A 24,773-nucleotide genomic window follows, 5' to 3' on the forward strand; every position below is an offset into this window, starting at 1 on the left:
ACCTGTTCACACAGCATCAACTGATACAAATTTACGATCACAACCCATAAAAAAACGATTAAACAACTCTTTGAATTTTATAACTTTAATAAAATAAAAGTCTTAATTTATATAAGGTATTTATTCAGTAAATATTAAAAAAAGAGCGACTATAAAAAGCCGCTCTGATTTTTATCTAGCTTTAGAATTTATAAGTGTAAGTCGTGGCGATACGGTGTTCTTCTAAGTCATTCGCAAAGTTAAAGTTGGTATCGATGAACATGTACTGAAAACCAAGTCCTTTAAGTTTACCTTCAGGCACAACATAATTTACGATTACATTCGTTTCGTTTTCTTTACCCTCTTTAAGCGACTGACCAGCATTGTTGGTTAACTTATGGTAAGTACCATCTATATTATCACCGCGGAAATGACGTACTGTCGCTGTTAAACCAGGGACACCCACATCAGCAAAATTATAGGTATAACCCAAACTCCAAGAACGCTCATCTTTACGAATGAAGCTCGCCACAGACCAGTTGTCTAAGTAAGGCTGCGGCACCCACCCGCCCAAGGTCGGGAACATTGGGGCTTTTGTACCGTGCTCACCAAACATTTGTTGATAACCTAACTGTACAGTGTGCATCCCATTGTTGATTTTTGCACCCGCAGACACGGCCTGGCTGTCAATATTGCCATACAGCTTGTCACCCGATTCGCTGTTGTCAAAATAGCGTACATGGGTATCCAGCTTAGTTTTTTCAGCCAAAGTCGTTTTATAGTTTGCAGCGACATAATGTTGTTGATAGATGTTGGTTACATCCGCATACCAATAACTTCCACCTACTTTAGGGGTAAATTGATGATCTACTCCCACAAGATACATGCCATCGTCTGTGCTTAATTTATTCGCTTCAGCAGCAGAAAAATTATTTTGAGGGAACAACGTAAAATCTTGGTATTGGTTATCATAACGTGCATTAATACCGTCTAAATAAGCCAAAGTTAATTTAGTATCTTTTAAATCCTTTGATTCTAACCATGCACCGCTATAAGTCGTTAACAATTGACGCGATGGGTCAAAAAACACCACAGGTGACATTGGTAATAAGTCACCTACTTTTAATTCAGTTTCAGAAAATTTAACTTTTAGAGTTGCACCGACCTTACCAAAATGATCTTTTGACTCTTTACCATCATGCGGCAAAACCCAGTCTGCATTTTTATCACGACCATTGAGTTTTACTGCGTGTTGAACCAGAAGATCAGCACCCACCTGAATTACGCCTAAATCGTGATAACCCGATTTAGCATCCAAGGTGACTGCTTGTGACCATGAACCAAAGTTCCCCGCAGGGTTGTCTTTAATTTGACGATCTAAATAAAAATTCTTAAATTTAAGTTGAACATTGCTGTCGTCAATAAAATCTGCCTGAGTTGCAGTTGTCCCTAAAGTTGCTGTCGCAGCAAAAAGTGCTATCCATAAATTGTGACGATGCATGCGTTTTTCCTATTCATCCAATAAGCGAATCTGGGCATCATGCAAAACTCTTGTCATGAAAAAAATCCGACCACAGTATTAAGCTTTTCTACAAATTCAGCACTTTCTGTATCGAGCAGCTTTTTTCCAAGTTTTTTAATTCTTTTTAACGATAAAAAATTAAGCTCAAAATCCTCACTAAATGAATTTTTATTTGAATTCACTGCTTAATTTAGGTGAAAAACGCTGTTATTTTTTGCATCATGTGAAGGATTAATCTTTTTTAACTTTAAACCCATGTGTTAGCGTTATTTTCTATAAACCTAACTTATAAGAAAAACATTTTAATCAGCACAAAATTCAGCACGTTTTACATCTTTCACAGCATAAAAAAGCACCCCAAACGCATTTGGAGTGCTTAATTCAAGCCTGCTTTATATTAAAAACTTAGGCTTGCATTTCACGTGCTTTAGACATAGTCAATGCCAAGTCTTCAATCATATCTTCCTGACCGCCCACCGTACCGCGACGACCAAGCTCAAGTAGAATTTCACGCGCAGATACTCCATATTTTGCTTCGGCACGTTTTGCGAACAATAGGAACGATGAGTAAACACCTGCATAACCTAAAGTGGCTGCATCACGGTCTGCACGAATTTGATGCGTCATCATTGGAATGATCAAGTCTTCAGCAATATCCTGCACTTTAAACAAGTCCACACCTGTTTCCATTTGCATACGGTTTGCGACCGCTACAAACAATTCAAGTGGTGTATTACCTGCGCCTGCACCTAAACCAGCCGAAGCCAAGTCAACACGGGTTGCACCTGCGGTCACAGCCGATACAGAGTTCGCAACGCCCATGCCCAAGTTATGGTGACCATGGAAACCAATTTCGATGTCTGAGGCGAGGTTGGCACGTAAAATACCTACGCGATCAGTCACATCTTGAGGCAACATATAGCCTGCAGAATCTGTTACATAGATACAGTTTGCACCGTAAGACACCATTTTTTGTGCTTCTTCGAGCAATTTTTCTGGAGAAGCCATGTGCGCCATCATCAAGAAGCCCACAGTGTCCATACCCAGTTTACGTGCTGCAGTAATGTGCTGTTCAGAAACGTCTGCTTCAGTCGAATGTGTCGCCACACGAATGGTTGCCACGCCTACATCATGCGCCATTCTCAAATGATCAACTGTTCCAATACCTGGCAGTAATAGTGCAGAAACTTTTGCCTGTTTCAGGTTTGGAATCACTGCTTTCAGATATTCTTCATCAGTAGCTGCTGCAAAACCATAGTTCACAGAGTTACCACCTAAGCCATCACCGTGTGTGACTTCAATTAAAGGAACACCTGCATCATCCAACGCAGTGGCAATTGCAACCATTTGCTCTGGTGTGGTTTGATGGCGCATTGGGTGCATACCATCACGTAAAGTCATATCATTAATAATAATCTTAGACATTTTGGTATTCCTTAAGCTTCAGCAGTTTTGAAAACGTGTTCTGCAAACATTTCTGCAGTACGTGCAGCCGCTGCAGTCATAATGTCTAGGTTACCTGCGTATTTAGGCAAGTAATCACCCAAACCTTCAACTTCCAAGAAAATTGAAACACGGTTGCCATCAAAAACAGGGCCGTTTACAAGTTTGTAACCTGGTACATATTTTTGCACTTCTTTAATCATGGCATGCACAGATGCTGTAATCGCTGCCTGATCTGGCTCACCTTCTACCAAGCAGTGAACGGTATCACGCATCATTAAAGGTGGCTCAGCTGGGTTAATGATGATGATGGCTTTACCTTGTTTTGCACCGCCAACTTCTTCAATCGCGCCTGCAGTGGTACGGGTAAATTCATCAATGTTTTTACGTGTACCCGGCCCCACAGATTTAGTTGATACCGTTGCAATAATTTCACCGTATTCCACAGGTTGAACGCGAGAAACTGCAGCCACCATAGGAATTGTTGCCTGACCACCACAAGTCACCATGTTGACGTTTGGCACTTCGCCCGCTTCAAGCAATGCTTCAAGGTTCACTGGCGGTACGCAGAATGGGCCAATTGCCGCAGGCGTTAAGTCAATCATCAACACGCCAAGCTCATTCAGTTTGCGGCTATTTTCTGCATGCACATAAGCAGAAGTTGCATCAAAAGCAATTTTAATGTCATCTTCAAGTACGTGAGGAAGAAGACCATCTACACCGTCACTTGTGGTTTTTAAACCCATTTTTGCCGCACGAGCTAGACCTTCAGAGGTTGGGTCAATTCCCACCATCCACACAGGCTCTAACCATTCACTGCGTTGTAATTTATAAAGCAAATCTGTACCAATATTACCTGGACCGATCATTGCACATTTAATCTTTTTCATGCATGTACTCTCTTAGAATCTCGATTTATTCCGCAGCAAACGCAGCTGTCACTGAACCAAAGCCTTCAATTTCGACTTTAAATTCTTCACCTGGCTGTGCAACAACCATAGGACCTAAAGCACCAGTTAAGATGATGTCGCCTTTTAACAATGGACGACCACGGCGCACCATTTCATCGGCTAACCACACGGCAGCGTTTAATGGATTTGCTAAACAAGCTTTACCCACGCCTTGAGAAACTACTTCTTCACCACGGGTCATCACCATTTTGCAGTTCACCAAATCCAGATTTTCTAGCTTGACTGGTTTTGAACCTAGAACGAATGCAGCAGAAGATGCGTTATCGGCCACGGTATCAATCAAACTAATTTTCCAGTTTTCAATACGGCTATCGACCACTTCAATGGCAGGCAAGGCATATTCAGTCGCGCTGATAATATCCGCATACGTGTGTTTTTCTTTGGTTAGATCTTGGTTAATCACCAATGCAATTTCTGCTTCTACTTTTGGCTGAATCAGCAAACCTGCAGGAATCGCTTCACCATCACCATAAGCCATATCGGCAAACAACATGCCAAAGTCAGGCTGATCTACACCCAGTTGTGCTTGAACCACTTTAGAGGTCAAACCAATTTTACGCCCCACCAAACGACGACCTTCTTTTAAGGCACGTTCGGTATTCACTTCTTGAACGGCATAGGCAATATCTACGTCAGCACTTTCACCACCAAGTTCTGGGCGGATTGGCGCAATCGCAGTTTGAGAGAGTTCGGCAGTACGTAATGCTTGCGCAACTGATTCAACAACAGCAGAATTCGACATCAATGTTTCCTTAAACTGCAAAAATTGGGCATATACCCCGAGATGTTGGAAAGGTAATATTAGAAAATAGGGATGATGACCCCGATCTTGTCCATTCTCAGGACAAGCTATCCAGCTCAGAGGTATGTAAACTGATTAAGAATCGGAAAAATGGCGGGTTTATGCCAATACTTATTTTCTTTTTTTCAATAGCTATTAGCTATTAATCTATTTTTATAAAAAGCAAGCAAAACAGTTGTCTGTAGGCTATGACATTATTTTCCGAGTCATTGACTCGGCAATTCGCAGCAATCTTAAAATGTCTTAATCCTAACTTTAGACTAAAAGCTAAGCCTTTTTATGACGCTCCCAAAAGTACATAAAAAAAGAGCAACCTGAAATTTTTCAAGTTACTCTAATTTCAAATTCATCTAAATTGTTTTACTGGGTTTAACTCGCCTGACGTAAACGATATTGCTGCACTAAAAAATCATGCAAACTCGGCACATCATCTGCAATGGTTAAAGGCTGATAACGCTGCAACACCTCTACACTATGCACGCCATAACTCACGCCTACACGCGGCATAGCAATATTTTGTGCCATTTCCAAATCGTAAGAAGTATCACCCACCATAATCGCTTGCTCGACCTGCACATCGGTACTGCTCAAAATTTCCTGCAACATTAAAGGATCAGGTTTAGATTTGGTTTCACTTGCAGCACGTGTCGCCACAAACAAATCCTGACTTTGGGTTTGCGCCAACACTCGGTCTAAACCTTTACGGCTTTTGCCTGTTGCCACTGCCAATTTCAGTCCCAAACCTGACAACTCATCGAGCATATCTGCCACACCCTCAAACCAAGCATCGGTTTTTGAGTGTTCGACATAGTGTTCTGAATAGCACTGCAAAATCGCTTGATGCAGCTCTGGCACTTCAGGAAATAAACGCTGTGCCACTTCAGGCAAACCCAAACCAATAATACTTTTAGCCGCAGCATCGGTCAGGGGTTGCTGAAATTGTTGTGCTGCGAACTGCAAACTCGCCACAATTTGACCGACGGAATTAAATAGCGTGCCATCCCAATCAAAAATGATGAGTTCTACAGGTTTGTTCATATTAGGTTCCTAGATTTGATTCTGCTTTAAAATTCCCTCGCTTTACCTTAACTGAAAAGGATAAATGATCAAGAATCAGCACATATATCACAACAAATATTCGATAGCGAAACGGCGACATGAATGTCGCCGTTTCGCTGTGGCACAGGGATGTTCCATCAGCGAAACAAAAGATTTTTGTTACTTTTCATCTTTGAAAAGTAAGGCATAGCCTATACAACAAGAATTTAAATTAAAAACTATAAAATGTGGCTGTGAATTACCCCTGAAAGCCCAATCTCCGTCTTGAGAAACAATGTTCCTCATCTTTAAAAAGAAGGGAACTGCTATCACACAATAGAGAATGACAAAAATTAAAACTCAGGTGGTGCTGTCGGCTTATCCGCCTTTTGCGCTCTAAGCTGCGCCACCAGACTCTGCATATCTTCAGGTAAAGGAGCTTCAATCACAGGATAGCCCGGAATTTCCAAACGCATAGCATGTAAGCACAAACGACGTGGTGCAGGACCACGGTATTCAGTTTGATGTCCGTATTTATCATCACCCACCAAAGGATGCCCAATACTTAAACCATGCACACGAATTTGATGGGTACGCCCAGACAGTGGCGATGCATACACCAAACTGGCATGCATAAAACGCTCTGCGACCTTCCACAGGGTTTTGGATTCTTTACCCTCTTTAGATACACGTACTCGACGTTCACCATTGGCCAATTCATAACGATGCAATGGTGCATCAATCAATTGCTGATCTAAACTCACCTGCCCTTTGACAATGGCCGCATAAGTTTTTTGAATTTTATGTTCGCGCAATAAGTCCTGCAGCGTTTTTAAGGTGCTACGCTTTTTAGATACCATCACCAAACCTGAAGTATCACGGTCAATACGGTGAATCAGCTCCAAATATTTTTTACCTGTGGCAGCACGTAAACCCTCAATCAAACCATAAGCGACACCACTACCGCCATGCACTGCAATGCCCGAAGGCTTATTCACCACCATCAAGCCTTCATCTTCATAAATCACACGGCTTAATAAGCTTTGTGCGACCTTATCTGAAATAGGTGCAGCACTGTCGTCTTTTTGTTCATAGCGAATAGGCGCTACACGAATTTGATCGCCAATATTGAGTTTGGTTTCTGCTTTAATACGCTTTTTATTGACCCGTACCTGCCCTTCGCGAATCAAACGATAGATGCGACTTTTAGGCACCCCTTTTAAACGACTAAACAAAAAATTATCGATGCGTTGACCCGCTTGATGCTCATCCACTTCAAACCAAGTGACACTTTGCCATTGTTGGGTAGAATTCATACAGTTAAGTGACCTAATAAAATACTAAAATTGATTAAAAACTGATCATTTAGGCTATGCTTTACACAAGAAACATAAGCTTAGCCCATAGGCAGATGATGCAAGGTTTGATATAGTCAGCGCACGGAAACCATCGTTAGTGGGTTAAGGTTGAATCTATTCAGAATTTTCTGAAACAACACTCAACTGAATACCTCACCATATACGAGCAGGTCCCAAAAGAATTATGCCGACGCCGAAGGCTTATTATATCGGCAAAAAAGCAAACTGTTGCGTTTAATTGTACCTCAGGTACATAAATCAGTTTGTCTGAAAAAATATGTCGCCAACTTTGTTGGTTTTTAAACGTAAACTGATACACATCAGATTAGTCGCACCCTGAAGTCGCATTCAGGCTAAAGCGTTTGATGTATTGGATCTGCACAATTTGTAAAGATACGACGATAATTCCGTATCAAGACACTCTATCTATGTAAAGAAGAGCTGATCTTCGAGCAATGTGACAGTGAAAGTTACACACATCCAATACACCGCTCGTCCGCCAGTGAAGCGATCAGGTGACTTTATCCGTTTAAAGGTTAAAGCCGTATTGCCATCATCAATACGTGAATCATACACCGCAGCCAACCTAAATAAGGCCGGTAAAAAAAGCTCAGACCACAATTGGTTTTTTTGAGATCTGAGCAGTTGATCCGTGATGCTTGATGTTCGCTACGTGTCTAGCGATTTTTTGCTGTGTATCACTATTAGGTGTTACACCCATGAAACGTATGTTGATTAATGCAACACATGCCGAAGAAATTCGCGTTGCACTTGTCACTGGTCAGCGTCTTTACGATTTCGATTTAGAAAATCGTACCCGTGAACAAAAAAAATCGAATATCTACAAAGGTCATGTGACCCGTGTAGAACCTTCTTTAGAAGCCGTATTTATTGAATACGGTGCAGGTCGCCAAGGCTTCCTGTCGATGCGTGAAATCGCAAACTCTTATTACAAAGCCGACCCTCGCCAAACTTCTAATATTCGTGAACTGATCACTGAAGGCACTGAGCTTTTGGTACAGGTAGAAAAAGAAGAACGTGGCAACAAAGGTGCTGCGCTCTCTACCTTCATTTCTTTGGCTGGTCGTTATTTAGTGCTTATGCCAAATAACCCGAAAGGTGGCGGTATCAGTCGTCAAATTTCAGGTTCTGTGCGTGAAGAACTCAAAGAAATGTTGGCATCTTTAAACGTGCCACGCGGCATGAGCGTGATTGTACGTACTGCGGGCATTGGTCGTTCACAAGAAGAATTACAGCTTGATTTACAACACTTGCTTGACCTTTGGGCGCAAATTCAAAACACCGCAAGCTCTGGCCCATCGCCAATGTTGGTACACCAAGAAGCAGGTGTGGTGACACGTGCGATTCGTGACTACTTACGTGATGATGTTGCCGAAATTTTAATTGACTCAGAACAAGCTTATAACGAAGCCTATAACTTCGTAAAAGCCGTGATGCCACGTCAATTAGACAAGCTAAAAACCTATACTTTAAATGAGCCGCTATTCGCGCATTTTGGCATCGAAAGCCAAATTCAAACAGCTTATGAGCGTGAAGTGAAATTGCCTTCAGGCGGCTCAATTGTCATTGACCAAACTGAAGCATTAGTTTCAATTGACATCAACTCGGCTAAGTCTACCCGTGGTCAAGATGTTGAAGATACTGCGCTTAATACCAACCTTGAAGCTGCCGAAGAAATTGCGCGTCAATTGCGTTTACGCGACATCGGTGGTTTGGTGGTCATCGACTTTATCGACATGACCAAAGACCGCAACCAACGTATGGTTGAAGCCAAACTTCGTGAAGCAACACAAAGTGACCGCGCACGTATTCAATTTGGTCAATTATCACGTTTTGGTTTAATGGAAATGAGCCGTCAGCGCTTACGTCCATCACTTGAAGAAGCGACTGGGTACGTTTGCCCACGCTGTCACGGTACAGGCATGGTACGTGACCTACGCTCTCTTTCACTTTCAATTATGCGTAAAGTGGAAGAAATTGCCCTGCGTGAACGTCATGGTGAAGTTCAAGTCGAAGTACCTGTTGAAATTGCAGCATTCTTACTGAATGAAAAACGTCACAGTCTGGTTTACCTTGAGCAAACCTCAAATGTGCGTGTGACTGTATTACCTCACCCACACTTAGAAACCCCGCATTACGAAATTTCGTATAATCCTGAAGGCTTTGCACCAACCAGCTATGAACGTACTGAAGCAACTCGTTCAAGCGAAAAAGAGTTGGGTTATGAATCTTCTGAATGGCATTTAGAAGAAGCCGATCAAGCGCACAGCCACGCTGCTGCACCTGCGGCAGAAAAAACCTCTGCAAGAAAACCACAAGCAGCACAGCAAAATAAAGCATCTGCACAACAGCAGCTTGCACCTGCGGCAGCCACAACAGCTGCAAGCCCATGTGCATGGTTAGAAAACCTGTTTGTTCAAAAGCAAGCCAGCACTATTGATCAAGCACGTAGTGCCAACAATGCTGCAGCAGCCATTGAGCAAATGGTAAATAGCGGTGCTGTGAGCCGTGGTCAGTTTGGTCAAATTGCAACTGCGTCTACTGCCCCTGCTGCAAGCAGTCAAAATGTGTACCTTGCACCATCAACAGTGGCACAAAAAACTGAACGTGACTCTGCAGATAAATCTGCTGAACGTGAAGACAAACCTGCTCCGCGTCACAACAACAAAAAGCCGCGTCACAGCAACAACAATAACAAGCACAAAGAGCAACGTGAGCCGCAAACTCAGCACGATAATCAACAACATCAAGTGCATGAAGAAGTGGTTCAAATGTCGCGTCAGGAGCAACGTCAAGAAGCGCGTGAAAACAAACGCAACTCTCGTCGTCAGCACAACAATGACCAAGCACCGCAGCAGCAAGAAGCTCAAAACAACAATGAGCAGCAGCAAAATGCCGTACCACGTCGTGACCGTCGTAACCAACCTCGTCCAGAACGCCCAAATCGTCACCGCGACCCAAGCGTATTGAATGAGCAAGCACCTACCGCAGTGGCTTCTAATCAGCCAAAAGTGGACTTAATTGATGCACCGCGTCAAGAGTTCAACACGACGGCTTTGGTAGTGAATGTCGATCAAGCTCAAACTGAAATTGTGGCATTGAATGCTGCGCCAGTAGCGGCTGAACCAGTGACAGCAGTAGAAGCAACTGTGCTTGAAACGGTTACTGAACCAACTCAAGCTGTTGCAGTGGTAGAAGCTGCAGCCGTTGTTGCAGAAGAAACAGCTGCACCTGCGGAAGCTCAAGCACAACCGACTGCGCCTGCAAAACGTGCCAGCAATGACCCGCGTCAGCGTCGTCGTCAGCAACGTGAAGGTCAAGCGCAGCAAGTAACTGCACCAAAGTTAACACCTTCACAGGTGCCAACTTTAGCGCAATACAGCATTGGTAGCCTGATTCGCCACGTATATGGCGAAGATTGTTCAGTTCTGATTGAACAGTTTGGTTTAATTCCAACGTTCAATCGTGCTTTGCAGAAGTTCACTGACGAGTATGCTGCAAGCCTTGTTAGCACTGCGCCTGTGGCAGAGAAAAAACCTGTCACTCGTGATGTGGAAGTTGCCAAAGCTGCTCCTGAAGCTGAGCCTGCACCTGTGTTAGACCTAACACCACCAAAACCAGTGTCAGATAAGCGTGTTGCCAACGATCCGCGTGAGCGTCGTCGTTTAGCCAAACAAGCTGCTGAGCAAGCATTGGAACAAGCCAAGCAAGCACAGGCAGTAGAAAAAGCTGAAGCGGAAAGCACACCTGCAGCAGAGCCAACGACTGAAGTTGTGGCAGCTACAGAAGGATCTGTAGAAGCAAGTTCTACGGTAGAAACGTCTGCAACAGTAAGCACTGAAGTCGAAGCAACTACAGAAGTAAACCCTGAAGCAGTGGCTACAACTGAAGCTACTCAGCCTGAGTTGAACGCGCAAGACGACCTTGCACAAGCTGTCACTGAAACTGCAGCAGCGCAAGAAGAAACTGCCGTTGAAGTGGTCGCACCTGTACAAGCGGAATTGGCTGTAGACGACCCAGTCGAAACTGCTGAATCTGAACAGGACAAAGCAGAGAAAGAGAAAACTGCGCGTCCGCGTCGTCCACGTGGCCGTCCACCTAAAAAAGTAACTCCGCCAACTGAGTCGTAATTCGCACTTTTGCAGCGGAATAAAAAAATCCAGTCATTTTAATGGCTGGATTTTTTTTGCTACTTTAGAGCCAACGCGGTGCTGACTTAAATTTAAGCGAGCTAATTTGAACTTAGGTGTTTTTGATTTTTAACAGCTTTTCTAAAAACACCTAACAAAGCTGAAAAATTAGGTTGATTGCACTAGGACTTAGGGATTACAAAACAACAAGACGTGATGCTGTGCAGATGCAACGGATGATGACAAAAACAGGATTCTTATGAACCAGATGACAAAAAGCGATTTAATTGGCTTAACGGATGTTGCGGCAAAAATTCCGCAGTTTATGACTAAAGTGCCTCACCTGATCACAGGGTTAAAGCAAGCCTATTTACGCACACCCAACACGCCTGCAGGCTTAGGTCTAGCATTTGAAAAAGCCGTGCATCGTAACCCGCATGGCTGTGCACTAGTGTTTGAAGATCAGCAGTACAGCTATTTACAGCTCAATGCTTGGGCCAACCAAATTGCCCATTACTATTTAAGCATAGGTGCACGTAAAGGTGATGTCATTGCGGTGATGTTGGAAAATCGCCCTGAATTAATTGCCAGTGTCATTGGCTTAGCAAAAATTGGCGTTACCGTGGCTTTGGTCAATACCGCACAAGTTGCCAAAGTTTTGGCGCACAGCATCAATTTAGTCAAACCAATTGCCGTGATTGTGGGGGAAGAATGTCGTCAAGCCGTTGCCGATATTCGCCAAGAACTTGAGCTTACAGAAAATCGACTGTATTGGTTTGCAGATCAAAATACCCGTACCGATGCTGGCACTGCCCCTGAAGGTTTTCAAAATTTAGCGCAATGCATTGCATCATTCCCAAGCTTTAACCCTGCCACCACACAGTCAGTACAGGGCAAAGATGGGCTGTTTTATATCTATACCTCAGGTACAACAGGCTTACCTAAAGCGGTGATTTTCACCAATAGCCGTTGGACGTTGGCTTATGGTACCTATGGTCATGTCTTGGGTTTAAATCAGGATGATGTGATGTACTGCACTCTGCCGCTGTACCACGCCACAGGCATTGTGGTGTGCTGGTGTGGCGTAATTGCAGGCAGTGCCACCTTTGCCATCCGTAGAAAATACTCCACTTCATGCTTCTGGCAAGATGTACACAAATTCAATGCCTCTGCGATTGGCTATGTGGGCGAATTGTGCCGTTATTTAATGGATGCGCCTGCTTCTGATTTAGAGCGTGGGCATCGTGTGACCAAAATGATTGGCAATGGCATGCGTCCTAATATTTGGAGCAAATTCAAAACACGCTTTGGTGTTCAGGAAATTCTGGAACTGTATGCGTCTAGCGAAGGCAACGTCGGCTTTAGCAATGTGTTTAACTTTGACAACACGGTTGGTTTTTCACCGACACCTTATGCGGTCATTCAGTTTGATAAAGAAAAAAATGAACCCGTACGCGATGCCAAAGGCAAATGCATGAAAGTCAAAAAAGGCGAAGTCGGCTTATTGATTGGAAAAATCACCCGTCGCTCACCGTTTGATGGCTACACCGACCCTGAAAAAAACAAGGCGGTGATGATGCAAAACGTGTTTAAACAAGGCGATGCCTATTTTAACACGGGCGATTTAGTCCGCGACATTGGCTTCCGTCACGCCCAGTTTGTTGATCGTTTAGGTGATACCTTCCGCTGGAAAGGTGAGAACGTATCCACCACAGAAGTAGAAAACATTGTCAGTGACTATGAAAAAATTGCTGAAGCTGTCGTGTATGGCGTTGAAATCCCACATACCAATGGTCGTGCAGGTATGGCTGCGATTACCTTAAACGAAGGCTGCCAGTTAGATGAACAAGACTTGCGTCAAATGCTGGTGGAGTTTAAAAAAGCAATGCCCGCTTATGCAGTACCCGTTTTTTTACGCATTCAAAAGCAAATGCAAACCACAGGTACATTTAAATATCAGAAGAACACCCTGAAAACTCAAGGTTTTGATTTAAAACAGTGTGATGAAAAAATTCTGGTGTTATTGCCAAACCAATCTGCTTATTGCGAGCTGACCCAAGAAATTTACGACAATATTCAACAGTATCAATATCGCTTCTAAGCCACTATGTTGCCTATTTTTTGATTAGATACGACAAATTTGTTGCATTTATAATCAAACATAGGCAACTTTTTTATTTTTTACTTGCGCTCGCTTCATATCTTGCTACAATACGCTCCATCAAACGAAGTGGTGCTTAAAACCCTCTGGTTTTTCTTGCACTTCACAATCAAGCCTGCTTGATTGCTGGTTCAGGGTCGTTAGCTCAGTCGGTAGAGCAGCGGACTTTTAATCCGTTGGTCCCGCGTTCGAATCGCGGACGACCCACCATTTCCTTGATCAACCTTAGATGGGTCGTTAGCTCAGTCGGTAGAGCAGCGGACTTTTAATCCGTTGGTCCCGCGTTCGAATCGCGGACGACCCACCATCTTCTTCAAGGTTGATACTTTAAAAATGATCATCGTCATTTTTACTCCTCTGGGTCGTTAGCTCAGTCGGTAGAGCAGCGGACTTTTAATCCGTTGGTCCCGCGTTCGAATCGCGGACGACCCACCATTCCTTCTAAAAAATCTTTAAATTACCAGTCATCACAGCACTGTTCTGTGGATCGTGCAGTTTCGTAATTTACTATAGAATTCCCGTATTCTGCCCTGTTTGACTAACACTTTTATCCACTACACCTTGCTCAATTCAGTTGTAGACGATGTGCCATCATTGATAAATCATACTTTACACATCCCAAATAAAAACTTGATGTAAAAAAACAAAAGCCCAAAAGTTTTTCACGAATGGGCTAAGAATTGAATGAGCGAATAATTAACTTGCTCTGATTAAATGATAGTTTTGCGAAGGTAAGGGATTGCTTTTAAAGTATTCACGATTATTTTCTGTTGCAATCGCAATTTTGTTTTTATCCATAATTAAATTATGGTCTTGATCAACATTATAGTAAAAGTTCACCCCAGAGGCGCGTGCCACCACAATTTGATGCGCGTCTTCATCATAGAACCATAAATCTTTGCGGTATTTTTTTTTATTGTCGTAACTGATTTGCCCCGCATTGACAAAAATACGATGCGCTGTCCCATCAGGCAATAAGGTCAGAATATAATCGACTTTTCCACTTTCGCACATAACAAACTTATCTTCACAGCTAATCTGAACGGTATAGCGCCCCACATAAGTCAGAAGATTCTCTGGAATATGATGTTCCGTTGCAGCCATTTGCATGGGTGCGATCGCCTGCCCTGCCACTTCAGTCAGTCTTTTGGTTTCTGCCTGTTCTGTATATTTTTGCACTGCAGCATGCTCAAGTTGTGAATCATCGCATCCAAGCAATGCCACTGCACTCCATATAGAAACTGCGCAAATATTTGATTTAGCCGACACACTATCCCTCATATAGAATGACTAGACTGAATATTCAGTCCTATTCAAACCACCGAATAGGCAGCTCAATGTAAGCCATGCTTTTCCTCAATCCTTTGTGGTCAAGCGCTTACTCTGCCCATTGCTTCTTTACGATATTTTAGGTGGATGCTGGTTTAAGCAACACCAAAAGTTACATAACTTTACTAATTGCTTTGCCACCGCCCTTTAAAAAACCCAAGTGCATCACCATTTTTATTCTATAGACAGATGATGTGCTGTAAACCTAAACCTCAGCCTGTATTTATTTTGAATTTTAGATCTCTCAAGGAGAATTAGATGGCCAATGTTGGTTTATATCGCTCAAACCGCTCAAATATGATTGCTGGGGTTATGGGTGGTATTGCTGAACGTTTTGGTTGGAACGCAAATTTACTGCGCTTAATTTTTGTGATTGTTTCCGTGATGAGTGCTGCCTTTCCAGGCATTTTGGTGTATTTGGTGTTGTGGTTGGTGATCCCTAAACAAAACCAGTTGAATACAGCAAACTATACTCAGGGCTACACAAGACCTGTACGCACGGTCAATTCTGATCAAGACCGATAAACGGTATTGAAATTTTAAAGACTGACCACATGTAAGATTTATAGGTTTTAATCGTTCGCTGATTCACTCTTAGATATCCCTTATTTACACAGTTTTTTTCTTTTTCGCTACGATTGCTCCCCCAAGCATCGTAGCTTTTTTTTGCCTTTCTACCTGCAATATATTTTAAAAGTCACAGCATTTCAGGATTGAGTCGTGTTGAATACGCATCGACAATACAAGTCAATCAATTGGTCTTTACAGCAAGCTGTTGATTTAAGACGGCAATCATATCGGCACGGCTAATAATCCCCACCAAACGCTGCTGCTCTACCACAGGAATGTAGTTAAAAGAACGCTCGACAAAGTACGGTACAAGGTCTTGAATACTTTGTTGCGGTTGCACCGTGACCACTTGGCGCAACATGATATGTTTTACTTGATGTTTCCAGCTATAAGGTAAATCTGTTGCGTGTTTAAACCATTCCACCACTTCATACAATGCCAAAGTTCCCACCAAATGTTGTTCAGTATCAATGACTGGCAAACTCATTAAATTCATGTGTTTGAATTTTTCTAAAGCACTGTGAATATCCTCATCTTGCTGCAAACTAACCACATCTTTACTCATAATATCGGCACAAGTCAGTGCTTGAGTTTGTCGTTCACTGGCTTTGTGTTGCGCTTCTAAAATGATTTTTTGTAAGTCATATTCACTAATATCTAGCAACTGGGTTTGGGCATCTAAAACATCTTGAATATCTTGCGGCTGAATAGTGGCTTTTTGAGTAGGCGTTGGGTCTTGGGTACGTTGATTCAACTGTGGCGTTTGAGGATAAGGCTTACCAATCATACGGTTAAATACAATTGCAATCACCATCAGCAAAACTGAATTGAGCAGTACAGGATAAAAAATAAAGTGATAACCCAACTCACGCACAGCATCTCCACCAAGCACTGCAGTAATAGCCACCGCCCCACTCGGGGGATGCAGCGAATCGGTCGTCATCATCAAGAAAATAGATAAAGCCACCGCCACACTAAAGGCTTCGGTTAAATTTGGAATATATAAAGCACAGCTCACGCCCATAATTGCTGCAATACTGTTCCCAACTACAATATTCCACGGCTGCGCCAAAGGACTGGCAGGCACAGCAAACAACAATACCGAAGATGCACCCATTGGCGCGATATACCATGCGTTAATATCGCCCAACACCCACCAACTGATCAGGGAAGATAATGCCAAACCCAATAATGCGCCCAAACCACAAAGTAGGCGTTCTTTTAACGGCAATACTTTAAAATTGGGTTTCAGCGTATTCAGCCAATCAAGTTGTGAATGAAACACGGGCAGGCAATCCAGTGGTGACAATTGGACAAGATTATAAGGCAATCATTCAGTAAGATGTATTTGTTTTATATCTTTAATTTATCAGTGAATTTGTAAAACCCCAAACAACCAACCGCTAGTTGTGCTTTAACCTTTGCCAGCACCCCGCAAAATCCTTATAATTGAGCACAATTTTTCTCTAATTTTAAGTGGATGACCATGAGTCGCGCCATATCGCATATTGATACCTTTCAAGGCTTAATTCTTGCCTTACAAAACTACTGGGCGGAGCAGGGCTGCGTCGTTTTACAACCTTACGATATGGAAATGGGTGCAGGGACATTCCACACTGCCACTTTCCTACGTGCTTTAGGTCCAGAAACATGGAACGCGGCGTATGTACAACCATCTCGTCGTCCTAAAGATGGTCGTTATGGCGAAAACCCGAACCGCTTACAACACTACTATCAATTTCAGGTGGTGCTGAAACCAAACCCAGACAACATTCAACAGTTGTATTTAGATTCTTTAAAAGCAATTGGAATTGACCCATTGGTGCATGACATTCGCTTTGTAGAAGATAACTGGGAATCTCCAACTCTTGGCGCTTGGGGCTTGGGTTGGGAAGTATGGCTAAACGGCATGGAAGTGACTCAGTTTACTTACTTCCAGCAAGTCGGTGGTGTTGAGTGCTACCCTGTAACAGGCGAAATCACCTACGGTCTTGAACGTCTGGCAATGTACTTGCAAGGTGTAGACTCAGTTTACGACTTGGTTTGGACTAAAGGACAGTTTGGTACTGTAACGTATGGCGATGTGTTCCATCAAAACGAAGTTGAACAATCGACCTATAACTTTGAATACGCACCTGTAGAAAAAATGTTTGAACTGTTTGACTTCTATGAAGTAGAAGCGAGCCGTTTAATTGCAGCAGAATTACCGCTACCTGCTTATGAGCAAGTGATTAAAGCATCTCACTGCTTTAACCTCTTGGATGCGCGCGGTGCAATTTCTGTGACTGAGCGTCAGCGTTATATTTTACGTGTCCGTACTTTGGCACGTTCTATTGCACAAAGTTATGTGGCTGCACGTGCAAAATTAGGCTTCCCAATGGCTGAACCACATTTACGTGATGAAGTCTTGGCACAATTAAAAGCACAGGTTGAAGCGGAAGCCAAAGCGCAAAATACTGAGGAAAGCAAATAATGTCTAAACATACAGTTTTATTTGAACTCGGTTGCGAAGAACTCCCACCGAAAAGCTTAAAAACCTTACGTGATGCACTACTTGCAGAAACTGAAAAAGGTTTAAAAGATGCAGGCTTGGCTTTTGATGCAATTGAAGCCTATGCAGCACCACGTCGCTTGGCACTTAAAATTGCTAATGTTGATGCCGCACAAGCAGACACACAAAAACGCTTTGACGGCCCTGCTGTTCAAGCTGCTTACGATGCCGAAGGCAAACCAACCAAAGCCCTTGAAGGCTTTATGCGCGGTCAAGGCATTACTGTAGATCAAGTATCTACATTCCAAGCAGGTAAAGTTGAAAAAGTGTGCTACTTAAAAGACGTGAAAGGTCAAAGCCTTGATGCGTTATTGCCACACATTTTACAAACAGCATTGGACAACCTGCCAATTGCAAAACGTATGCGTTCTGCTGCAAGCCGTACTGAATTTGTGCGCCCAGTAAAATGGGTCGTTTTACTTAAAGATCATCAAGTAATTGAAGCAACGATTCAAGACCATCAGGCAGGTAATGTCACTTATGGACATCGTTTCCATGCACCTGAAGCAATCACCCTTGCACATGCAGATGAATACCTTGAGAAGTTAAAAGCAGCGCACGTTGTCGCTTCTTTTGAAGAGCGTCAAGCGATCATTGATCAGCAAGTAAAAGCATTAGCGGATGAAGTGAATGCGATTGCAATTGTTCCTGCGGATCTACGTGACGAAGTCACTGCACTGGTTGAATGGCCGGTAGCTTTACGTGCCAGCTTTGAAGAACGCTTCCTTGCCGTTCCTCAAGAAGCCCTGATCACTACCATGCAGGATAACCAGAAGTATTTCTGTCTGGTGAATGCTGAAAACAAATTACAGCCTTACTTCATTACCGTTTCAAACATTGAGTCTAAAGATCCGACTCAAATTATTGAAGGTAATGAGAAAGTGGTTCGTCCACGTCTGTCAGATGCTGAGTTCTTCTTCCTGCAAGACCAGAAACAGCCATTAGCTTCTCGTAAAGAGAAACTGGCCAACATGGTATTCCAGGCACAACTGGGTACTTTGTGGAACAAGTCTGAACGTATTGCCAAACTGGCTGTTGCTTTGGCGCCAATTACGGGTGCAAATCCGCAGGATGCTGAAAAAGCTGCTTTGCTTGCAAAATGTGACTTAACGTCTGAACTTGTGGGTGAATTCCCAGAACTTCAAGGCATCGCGGGTACTTACTACGCACGTCTTGAAGGTGAAAATGATGAAGTGGCTGAATCTTTAGGTGAGCAATATTTACCTAAATTCGCAGGTGATGTGCTTCCTAAAACCAAAACAGGCACGACCATTGCCCTTGCAGACCGTTTAGACACACTCACAGGTATTTTTGGTATTGGTCAAGCACCTACAGGTTCTAAAGACCCATTTGCATTGCGTCGTTCTGCGATTGGTATTTTGCGTTTAGTGACTGAAAATAATCTTGATGTTTCAATTGAAGACTTGATTAAGCTAGCCTTGGCTGCTTATGGTGATGTCTTGAAAGACCACGACAAGACTTTGGCAGATGCAGTCGCATTCCTTGAAGGTCGTTACCGTGCGAAATACGAAGATCAAGGTGTTGCGGTAGATGTGATTCAAGCCGTTCAAGCTTTATCACCAAAATCTCCACTAGATTTTGATAAGCGTGTGAATGCAGTAAATCACTTCCGTGCCTTGCCTGAAGCGGCTGCATTGGCTGCTGCAAACAAGCGTGTTGCCAACATTTTAGCCAAAGAAACCGCGCCTGAAGGTACTGTCGTTGAAGTAAACTTGGTAGAAGATGCAGAAAAAGCATTATTCGCTGAACTTGCAAAAATCACACCTGTGGTTGAGCCATTATTGGCAGCAAAAGACTACACCACTGCACTTTCTCAATTGGCTGCATTACGTGCGCCTATTGATGCCTTCTTTGACAGTGTCATGGTGATGGCAGATGATGCTGAGTTGAAAGCCAACCGCTTACGTTTACTCGCGCAGTTACGTGATTTATTTACACGTGTTGCAGATGTAAGTGTGTTGCAGCACTAAAGTCTTAATTACTTGTAAATTAAAAGAAACCCCGCTATTTTGATAGTGGGGTTTTTACATATTGATGAAAATGAAATTATCACAAGCTCAAAAAGCATTAGAATTTTTAAAATCTAATCCTAATCAAAAATTTACAGCTAGATTTATTGCTGATAAATTAATTGCTACATATCCTCAAGATTATATCGAGAAAAGAAATAATATTAAATTTGAAAACAATGAGGGTGCTTTTAAACAACAAGTTATTCGAGAGTTATATAGTATTTTCCCAGACTTAATTCAAAATAATCCTTGTGTAAAATATCAAGAAAGACCACGTCCACGCCAATATTGGTATGACCCCCCTTCAAATCTTTCACCAACAACAGGAATTGACTTCCATAATTCATTAATTATTGATGCAGAAGACAATAATCCACCACCAATTCAAGAAAAAATATTTTCAGAGTACGACTTATACCCTATTCTCATCGAATATTTGTCTAAAGAGCTAAACCTCTATAGCCTGAGAATTGATGAAAAAAAGTCTTCAAATAATCGTGGTCAAAACGGCAATCAATGGTTACACCCCGATATTGTTGCGATGCAACCCATTGATAAAAAATGGCATGAATTAATAAGAACTTGTGTTAAACATGGTTCTGGACAAAATGTGCGTTTATGGTCATTTGAAGTAAAAAAAGAATTAACAGGCTCAAATATCCGAAGTAGCTTTTTCCAAGCAGTCAGTAATTCCAGTTGGGCAAATGAGGGCTACCTAGTAGCAACCTCTATTTCAACAAATGAAGTTGAAGAAGAACTGCGTATGCTTTCAGCTTTACATGGTATAGGTGTAATTTTACTCAACCCAGAAAATCCAACAGAAAGTGAAATCCTTTTGCCAGCTCGACGACGTTCAGAGGTGGATTGGCAATCAATAAATCGAATTTTGACTGAAAACTTGGATTTTAAAAACTTTATAGAGTTGGTTTCTATCTACTATCAAACTGGACGTATTCGTTCACAAGATTGGAATCATTAATCTGTAGGCATTTCACTTCAGATTCCCTATACTCAACCTAACAACACTCAACAAGAAAACAAGCTTATGAAACTTAAAACACTCATTTTATCGGGTTTAACTTGCCTTTCTCTTAGTGCGTGTACTTCTGCACCTGTCATTCCACAGCTCACAGCAGGTGTTTTACAAGAAGTGAAAAATATTGAAGTTTACCCAGACACTGTCAATAACAGCGCCAAACTCACAAAATTTATTGATAAATGCGTGATCGAATTTACAGGCACACTGCAAGCAGGTCGTTCTATTGAACAATGGGCATTTAAAGGCAATGCATTAATTTCAGCTGGTTCTGCAACATTTGCACAAGATGGGACTAGCATAGCAACTCACTTTGACTTGCATGATGCAACTGTGCAAAAAAACTTTATTACCCTACGCAACCATTTTCATAAAGATGCGCTTGCACAATGCAACTAAGCTAAAAACAGCTTTGAATGTATCTTGATGTAGCAAGATTGTTGGACTTTCAATATAAATACAGCATCGCTTGATATTTCAAACTAAGATGATAAAAGCAGTGTAGCCATTGCTGCCCTGCTTTAACAACTCTCCAGAGTAACAAGACCCACAATTTTATGTGGGTCTTCTTCTTTAAGTCTGAAACTCTGCCATAGTTTCAAGCATTTTAAAGTCTCAAACACTGTAAATTTCACCTAAAAATACATCATACTTGCGAAAAATAAACACTGCAGATCATCTAGGCTTTATACAATGCAGTACATTCCATTCAAAACCTTTCAACGACCAGTATTCGGCATCCTAAGAGGCACAGCACAATGAAAAAGATCAATATCAGCATTTGTATTGGACTATTGTTCAGTAGTGCTTCGGTGTGGGCACAAAGTAGTGCTGCACAAACTCAAAGTAATAAACCAATTCAGCCTTATGCAGACAATCCAAACCTCTTACATGTTTGGGCATATAAAACTCAGGAAGGTGTGATTCAGGCAGCACAAAAAGTCGGTGAAGTAACCGAAAAAGGTATTGAAAAAATTCGCCCATCGGCACATCAAGCTTTAGACAACGCCAAACAATTGGGCAGTCAGGGTGCGGCTCAAGCCAAACATACTGGGCAGCAACTTGCCAACAATGTAAATACTAAAATTCAGGAAACCAAAGAAGTGATTACAGGACAAAGTGATCATGCCGTGCCTATCTATCAAGCACCATTAAGCGCGCCTTCGCAGAATATCGCCCCTGCAGCCACCATTGCCGCACCTACTCAAGAAGCACAGACTCAGACTCCACCAAGTACAGATACTGAAGAAGAAATTAAAGTGATTAAGCTATAATTTTTTTGATTTATTGGTTTGCTCAAAATTATAAAAACAACTCAGTGCAAATAAAAAAGCCTGCATTTAATCTGCAGGCTTATTCATGTGATAGCGTATCGATTTTTGAATTTGTCGGAATACATAAGCGCCTAATCCCAACAATACCAACAAACCTAAAGCAAAAAATAGATAAGCCTTCGGCTCAGGCGCATCTGCAAACAAAGTCGCAGATAAAATGAAACTGGACAGCAAAACAAGCACAGCAGGCATCAACAACTTGGTCATACATACTACCCTTGGAATGATCAACAAAACCATGTTTTAAGATCATCTTAGCCCAATGGCAAAACAATACAAGTGTCTAAAATTTAAACCTTCTAAATAATGGATCAAACTTTGCAGCTTACTGTTCCAGTTCTAGGGTAAATTTGGCAGTATCTGGCAAATCTTCCACAAAGTCGTTGCCGCCAAACTCATCACTGCTCAGGTTCAAATCTTTATAGCTCAACACAAAATAGTCGCTATATTTTTTCAATATTAATGGGTGCATGCCTGCAGCAAGTGCATCTTGTTCCTTGCATAGTTTCATGACATGACGATCATTCATACTGATTAAGTAGCGTTCATCATTCAGATAAATTTGCACCAAACCACTGCCCTTTGCATAAATCGGAATCAGGAATTTATGGTTTAAGGCAATTGCATGTGCGGCATAGCTCTCAATTTTTTGGCTGATGATGTTAAACACCAAACCATGACCAAAATGGTCGAGCAAGACATTACGATTTTCATACGGTAACTGAATTTGTAAGCCAAGTTTGTTTAAATCGTGCTGATCGACCTGTTTATTGCTAAGCAAGGAGCGAATCAGGTTTTGTTTCAACTTGGCATCAAAAAAGTTACTGTCTAGCTGTAAGTTATTGTATTTTAAAATACGACCTAAAGACCAGCGATGGTTCGGCAAGACATTTTCAATCACTTTACGATAGTAAAACTTGCTGTTCTTTTTCACCTTGCGAATTTTTTGGTAAAAGAACGGCGCATCAAAAGGATGGGTTAAAAAGTCATTCAGTAATTCAGAGTTGGCTAAAATCGCAATTGCATCATGCCCTGTAAATGGCAAATGTAAGGTATGTAAATGCGGAATTAAAGGCTGAATTTTTAAATAATGCCCACGATCTTCAGCATAATATTGGTCATAGACCACAATATATTCACGCTGTGCCGATACATCTTGCGCTTGAATGCGCATATTGGCATTTAAGTCTGCATGATAAAACATGTTATAGCGTGGGTCATGAATATCTTCAGGGTCAATTGAATATTGCGGCACCAAAGCCACAATGCGGTTTAAATCCAGCAAATTGGAATATTTAATTGCCGCATAGCCACCCATTGAGCCGCCATAGCCCACGCGAATTTTAAACGGAGCAATCAGGTCTTGAATGGCTGCCAACATGGCACGCATAGAAGCTTCAGGAAACCATGATTTTTCCTTAGGCATGACCCCAATCACATTAAAATGAAACTTTTCCAGTGATTTTTCGGCATTAATAGACGTTCCTTTGGCCCGTGTAATTAAATCGCCAAAAGAAAAAATCAGCTCCTGAGATGAGCCTTTCATGAAAATAGCGCGGATATGTCCGTCTTCAAAAATTATGTGTTTATCCATTCCCACACCGGCGCCAAGGCGCTGAATTAAACCGTTACTTTAAACTTGAATACCCTGTACGCAAGTCCAAAAGTGAATATGTTATTTTATAGATGCACAGCAGATTAAAAATCGCAAAATATGACACAATCTCTACATCCTGCCGCACAACAAGGTTTTGCTTTAGGGGCAAACCTATATCAACAAGTTCGTCCCAGTTACCCGCAAGAAGTCGATGTTTTCCTGCAAGATCAACTCCAAGTTCCACTGAATAGCAATATTGTAGACTTGGGTTCTGGCACAGGAAAGTTCCTGCCACATTTGCTCAAACTGACAACTCAGCTTATAGCGGTAGATCCGATTGCCAGCATGTTAGCCGAATTAGAACAACTTTACCCACAAGTTAAGACAATTCAAGCACGAAGTGAGCAATTACCACTGCACGATCAATGTGCAGATTTGGTGAGCTGTGCGCAATCTTTTCATTGGTTTGCCAATCTGCAAAGTTTAAAGGAAATTCACCGAATCTTAAAACCGCAAGGTCATTTGCTGTTAATTTGGAATCAACGTGATATTTCAGTCAATTGGGTCAATGCACTGGCAAAGATGATTTTGCCTTTTGAGGGCGATACACCGCGTTTTCACAATCAGGACTGGCGTCAGGTATTTGCCGATACAGATTTATTCCAACTTACTCACGAGCAGAAATTTCATCACACGCATGTTGGTACAGTCGAACAAGTGGTTTCAAAGCGTCTGCTCTCGACTAGCTTTATCGCTGCGATGCCAATTTCACAACAACAAGAACTGAAGCAACAATTTGAACAATTAGTATTAGAATATACGAATAAGCATGTGCAAGATGAAATTGAATTTCCCTATTGTACACATTTGTATGTCTATCAAAAAGTTGAATGAGAGG

19 protein-coding genes and 3 tRNA genes are annotated in these 24,773 nt (G+C 42.1%); 12 read left to right on the forward strand and 10 right to left on the reverse strand.

The window, feature by feature from the left end; genetic code table 11:
- Positions 1 to 181: 181 nt before the first annotated feature.
- The 6 genes from FTU35_RS09220 to FTU35_RS09245 form a co-directional block, all read right to left on the reverse strand.
- Entirely contained in the window at positions 182 to 1,480 is a 1,299-nt protein-coding gene (locus tag FTU35_RS09220) for an OprD family outer membrane porin (protein ID WP_179991225.1), read from the reverse strand.
- 426 nt (positions 1,481 to 1,906) lie between these two features.
- Complete coding sequence (dmpG, locus tag FTU35_RS09225) at positions 1,907 to 2,926, reverse strand: 4-hydroxy-2-oxovalerate aldolase (protein WP_131261066.1); 1,020 nt, start codon at positions 2,924 to 2,926, stop codon at positions 1,907 to 1,909.
- An 11-nt stretch (positions 2,927 to 2,937) separates the two neighbouring features.
- Positions 2,938 to 3,834, reverse strand: a complete 897-nt coding sequence (locus tag FTU35_RS09230; RefSeq protein WP_004976037.1) for an acetaldehyde dehydrogenase (acetylating) — start codon at positions 3,832 to 3,834, stop codon at positions 2,938 to 2,940.
- A gap of 25 nt (positions 3,835 to 3,859) precedes the next feature.
- Positions 3,860 to 4,657, reverse strand: coding sequence for a 2-keto-4-pentenoate hydratase (locus tag FTU35_RS09235; RefSeq protein ID WP_004976036.1), 798 nt, complete (start codon positions 4,655 to 4,657; stop codon positions 3,860 to 3,862).
- A gap of 429 nt (positions 4,658 to 5,086) precedes the next feature.
- Positions 5,087 to 5,755 (reverse strand): HAD-IA family hydrolase, encoded by a 669-nt coding sequence (locus FTU35_RS09240; RefSeq protein ID WP_004976034.1) that lies wholly within the window; start codon positions 5,753 to 5,755, stop codon positions 5,087 to 5,089.
- Positions 5,756 to 6,108: 353 nt separating this feature from the next.
- A complete protein-coding gene (locus FTU35_RS09245) occupies positions 6,109 to 7,071 on the reverse strand; it encodes an RluA family pseudouridine synthase (protein ID WP_168417529.1) in 963 nt (320 codons plus the stop codon).
- 761 nt (positions 7,072 to 7,832) lie between these two features.
- On the opposite strand from FTU35_RS09245, the gene FTU35_RS09250 reads away from it, so the two are divergent.
- The 5 genes from FTU35_RS09250 to FTU35_RS09270 all read left to right on the forward strand — a co-directional run bounded on the left by FTU35_RS09250 (position 7,833) and on the right by FTU35_RS09270 (position 13,860).
- Positions 7,833 to 11,264, forward strand: coding sequence for an Rne/Rng family ribonuclease (locus FTU35_RS09250; protein WP_180064693.1), 3,432 nt, complete (start codon positions 7,833 to 7,835; stop codon positions 11,262 to 11,264).
- A 259-nt stretch (positions 11,265 to 11,523) separates the two neighbouring features.
- Positions 11,524 to 13,365 (forward strand): long-chain-acyl-CoA synthetase, encoded by a 1,842-nt coding sequence (locus FTU35_RS09255; protein ID WP_096901309.1) that lies wholly within the window; start codon positions 11,524 to 11,526, stop codon positions 13,363 to 13,365.
- A gap of 194 nt (positions 13,366 to 13,559) precedes the next feature.
- Positions 13,560 to 13,635 (forward strand) — tRNA-Lys (locus FTU35_RS09260).
- 21 nt (positions 13,636 to 13,656) lie between these two features.
- Positions 13,657 to 13,732 (forward strand) — tRNA-Lys (locus tag FTU35_RS09265).
- Between the two features lie 52 nt (positions 13,733 to 13,784).
- A tRNA-Lys gene (locus FTU35_RS09270) sits at positions 13,785 to 13,860 on the forward strand.
- Between the two features lie 261 nt (positions 13,861 to 14,121).
- Here the strand turns inward: FTU35_RS09270 and FTU35_RS09275 are convergent.
- Positions 14,122 to 14,694, reverse strand: a complete 573-nt coding sequence (locus FTU35_RS09275) for a hypothetical protein (RefSeq protein WP_179989726.1) — start codon at positions 14,692 to 14,694, stop codon at positions 14,122 to 14,124.
- A gap of 318 nt (positions 14,695 to 15,012) precedes the next feature.
- Between FTU35_RS09275 and FTU35_RS09280 the strand changes: the two genes are divergently transcribed.
- Positions 15,013 to 15,279 carry a PspC domain-containing protein gene (locus FTU35_RS09280; protein ID WP_096901311.1) on the forward strand — a complete coding sequence of 89 codons (267 nt, stop codon included), beginning with the start codon at positions 15,013 to 15,015 and terminating at the stop codon, positions 15,277 to 15,279.
- A gap of 226 nt (positions 15,280 to 15,505) precedes the next feature.
- On the opposite strand, the gene FTU35_RS09285 is transcribed toward FTU35_RS09280, so the two are convergent.
- Positions 15,506 to 16,609 (reverse strand): HPP family protein, encoded by a 1,104-nt coding sequence (locus tag FTU35_RS09285; RefSeq protein ID WP_131261074.1) that lies wholly within the window; start codon positions 16,607 to 16,609, stop codon positions 15,506 to 15,508.
- Positions 16,610 to 16,810: 201 nt separating this feature from the next.
- Between FTU35_RS09285 and glyQ the strand changes: the two genes are divergently transcribed.
- The 5 genes from glyQ (at position 16,811) to FTU35_RS09310 (ending at position 22,218) form a co-directional block, all read left to right on the forward strand.
- The gene (gene glyQ, locus FTU35_RS09290; RefSeq protein ID WP_004976017.1) at positions 16,811 to 17,797 is read left to right on the forward strand and encodes a glycine--tRNA ligase subunit alpha; all 987 of its coding nucleotides are present in this window, start codon (positions 16,811 to 16,813) and stop codon (positions 17,795 to 17,797) included.
- On the forward strand, positions 17,797 to 19,866 hold the full coding sequence (gene glyS, locus FTU35_RS09295) for a glycine--tRNA ligase subunit beta (protein ID WP_180064694.1): 2,070 nt from the start codon (positions 17,797 to 17,799) through the stop codon (positions 19,864 to 19,866). The genes glyQ and glyS overlap by 1 nt, the downstream gene beginning before the upstream one ends.
- A gap of 70 nt (positions 19,867 to 19,936) precedes the next feature.
- The gene (locus FTU35_RS09300) at positions 19,937 to 20,887 is read left to right on the forward strand and encodes a COG2958 family protein (RefSeq protein ID WP_179996343.1); all 951 of its coding nucleotides are present in this window, start codon (positions 19,937 to 19,939) and stop codon (positions 20,885 to 20,887) included.
- 66 nt (positions 20,888 to 20,953) lie between these two features.
- Positions 20,954 to 21,343, forward strand: coding sequence for a hypothetical protein (locus FTU35_RS09305; protein WP_004976007.1), 390 nt, complete (start codon positions 20,954 to 20,956; stop codon positions 21,341 to 21,343).
- A gap of 359 nt (positions 21,344 to 21,702) precedes the next feature.
- Positions 21,703 to 22,218: a hypothetical protein gene (locus tag FTU35_RS09310; RefSeq protein WP_154321091.1), complete on the forward strand. Its 516-nt coding sequence runs from the start codon at positions 21,703 to 21,705 to the stop codon at positions 22,216 to 22,218.
- 66 nt (positions 22,219 to 22,284) lie between these two features.
- Here FTU35_RS09310 and FTU35_RS09315 read toward each other — a convergent pair whose 3' ends face one another.
- The gene (locus tag FTU35_RS09315) at positions 22,285 to 22,485 is read right to left on the reverse strand and encodes a hypothetical protein (RefSeq protein WP_131261079.1); all 201 of its coding nucleotides are present in this window, start codon (positions 22,483 to 22,485) and stop codon (positions 22,285 to 22,287) included.
- A gap of 118 nt (positions 22,486 to 22,603) precedes the next feature.
- Entirely contained in the window at positions 22,604 to 23,872 is a 1,269-nt protein-coding gene (locus tag FTU35_RS09320; RefSeq protein ID WP_131261080.1) for a hypothetical protein, read from the reverse strand.
- A 120-nt stretch (positions 23,873 to 23,992) separates the two neighbouring features.
- Here FTU35_RS09320 and FTU35_RS09325 point away from each other — a divergent pair, with 120 nt between their 5' ends.
- Positions 23,993 to 24,769, forward strand: a complete 777-nt coding sequence (locus tag FTU35_RS09325; RefSeq protein WP_180064695.1) for a class I SAM-dependent methyltransferase — start codon at positions 23,993 to 23,995, stop codon at positions 24,767 to 24,769.
- The last annotated feature ends 4 nt before the right edge of the window (positions 24,770 to 24,773 follow it).

The sequence above is a fragment of the Acinetobacter sp. YH12095 genome, from assembly GCF_013419245.1.
Classification (GTDB): domain Bacteria; phylum Pseudomonadota; class Gammaproteobacteria; order Pseudomonadales; family Moraxellaceae; genus Acinetobacter; species Acinetobacter towneri.

Excerpts from the sequence above, each read along its gene's own strand:
- FTU35_RS09220 (WP_179991225.1), bottom strand. The coding sequence starts at position 1,480 with ATGCATCGTCACAATTTATGGATAGCACTTTTTGCTGCGACAGCAACT.
- dmpG (WP_131261066.1), bottom strand. The coding sequence starts at position 2,926 with ATGTCTAAGATTATTATTAATGATATGACTTTACGTGATGGTATGCAC.
- FTU35_RS09230 (WP_004976037.1), bottom strand. The coding sequence starts at position 3,834 with ATGAAAAAGATTAAATGTGCAATGATCGGTCCAGGTAATATTGGTACA.
- FTU35_RS09235 (WP_004976036.1), bottom strand. The coding sequence starts at position 4,657 with ATGTCGAATTCTGCTGTTGTTGAATCAGTTGCGCAAGCATTACGTACT.
- FTU35_RS09240 (WP_004976034.1), bottom strand. The coding sequence starts at position 5,755 with ATGAACAAACCTGTAGAACTCATCATTTTTGATTGGGATGGCACGCTA.
- FTU35_RS09245 (WP_168417529.1), bottom strand. The coding sequence starts at position 7,071 with ATGAATTCTACCCAACAATGGCAAAGTGTCACTTGGTTTGAAGTGGAT.
- FTU35_RS09250 (WP_180064693.1), top strand. The coding sequence starts at position 7,833 with ATGAAACGTATGTTGATTAATGCAACACATGCCGAAGAAATTCGCGTT.
- FTU35_RS09255 (WP_096901309.1), top strand. The coding sequence starts at position 11,524 with ATGAACCAGATGACAAAAAGCGATTTAATTGGCTTAACGGATGTTGCG.
- FTU35_RS09280 (WP_096901311.1), top strand. The coding sequence starts at position 15,013 with ATGGCCAATGTTGGTTTATATCGCTCAAACCGCTCAAATATGATTGCT.
- glyQ (WP_004976017.1), top strand. The coding sequence starts at position 16,811 with ATGAGTCGCGCCATATCGCATATTGATACCTTTCAAGGCTTAATTCTT.
- glyS (WP_180064694.1), top strand. The coding sequence starts at position 17,797 with ATGTCTAAACATACAGTTTTATTTGAACTCGGTTGCGAAGAACTCCCA.
- FTU35_RS09300 (WP_179996343.1), top strand. The coding sequence starts at position 19,937 with ATGAAATTATCACAAGCTCAAAAAGCATTAGAATTTTTAAAATCTAAT.
- FTU35_RS09305 (WP_004976007.1), top strand. The coding sequence starts at position 20,954 with ATGAAACTTAAAACACTCATTTTATCGGGTTTAACTTGCCTTTCTCTT.
- FTU35_RS09310 (WP_154321091.1), top strand. The coding sequence starts at position 21,703 with ATGAAAAAGATCAATATCAGCATTTGTATTGGACTATTGTTCAGTAGT.
- FTU35_RS09315 (WP_131261079.1), bottom strand. The coding sequence starts at position 22,485 with ATGACCAAGTTGTTGATGCCTGCTGTGCTTGTTTTGCTGTCCAGTTTC.
- FTU35_RS09320 (WP_131261080.1), bottom strand. The coding sequence starts at position 23,872 with ATGGATAAACACATAATTTTTGAAGACGGACATATCCGCGCTATTTTC.
- FTU35_RS09325 (WP_180064695.1), top strand. The coding sequence starts at position 23,993 with ATGACACAATCTCTACATCCTGCCGCACAACAAGGTTTTGCTTTAGGG.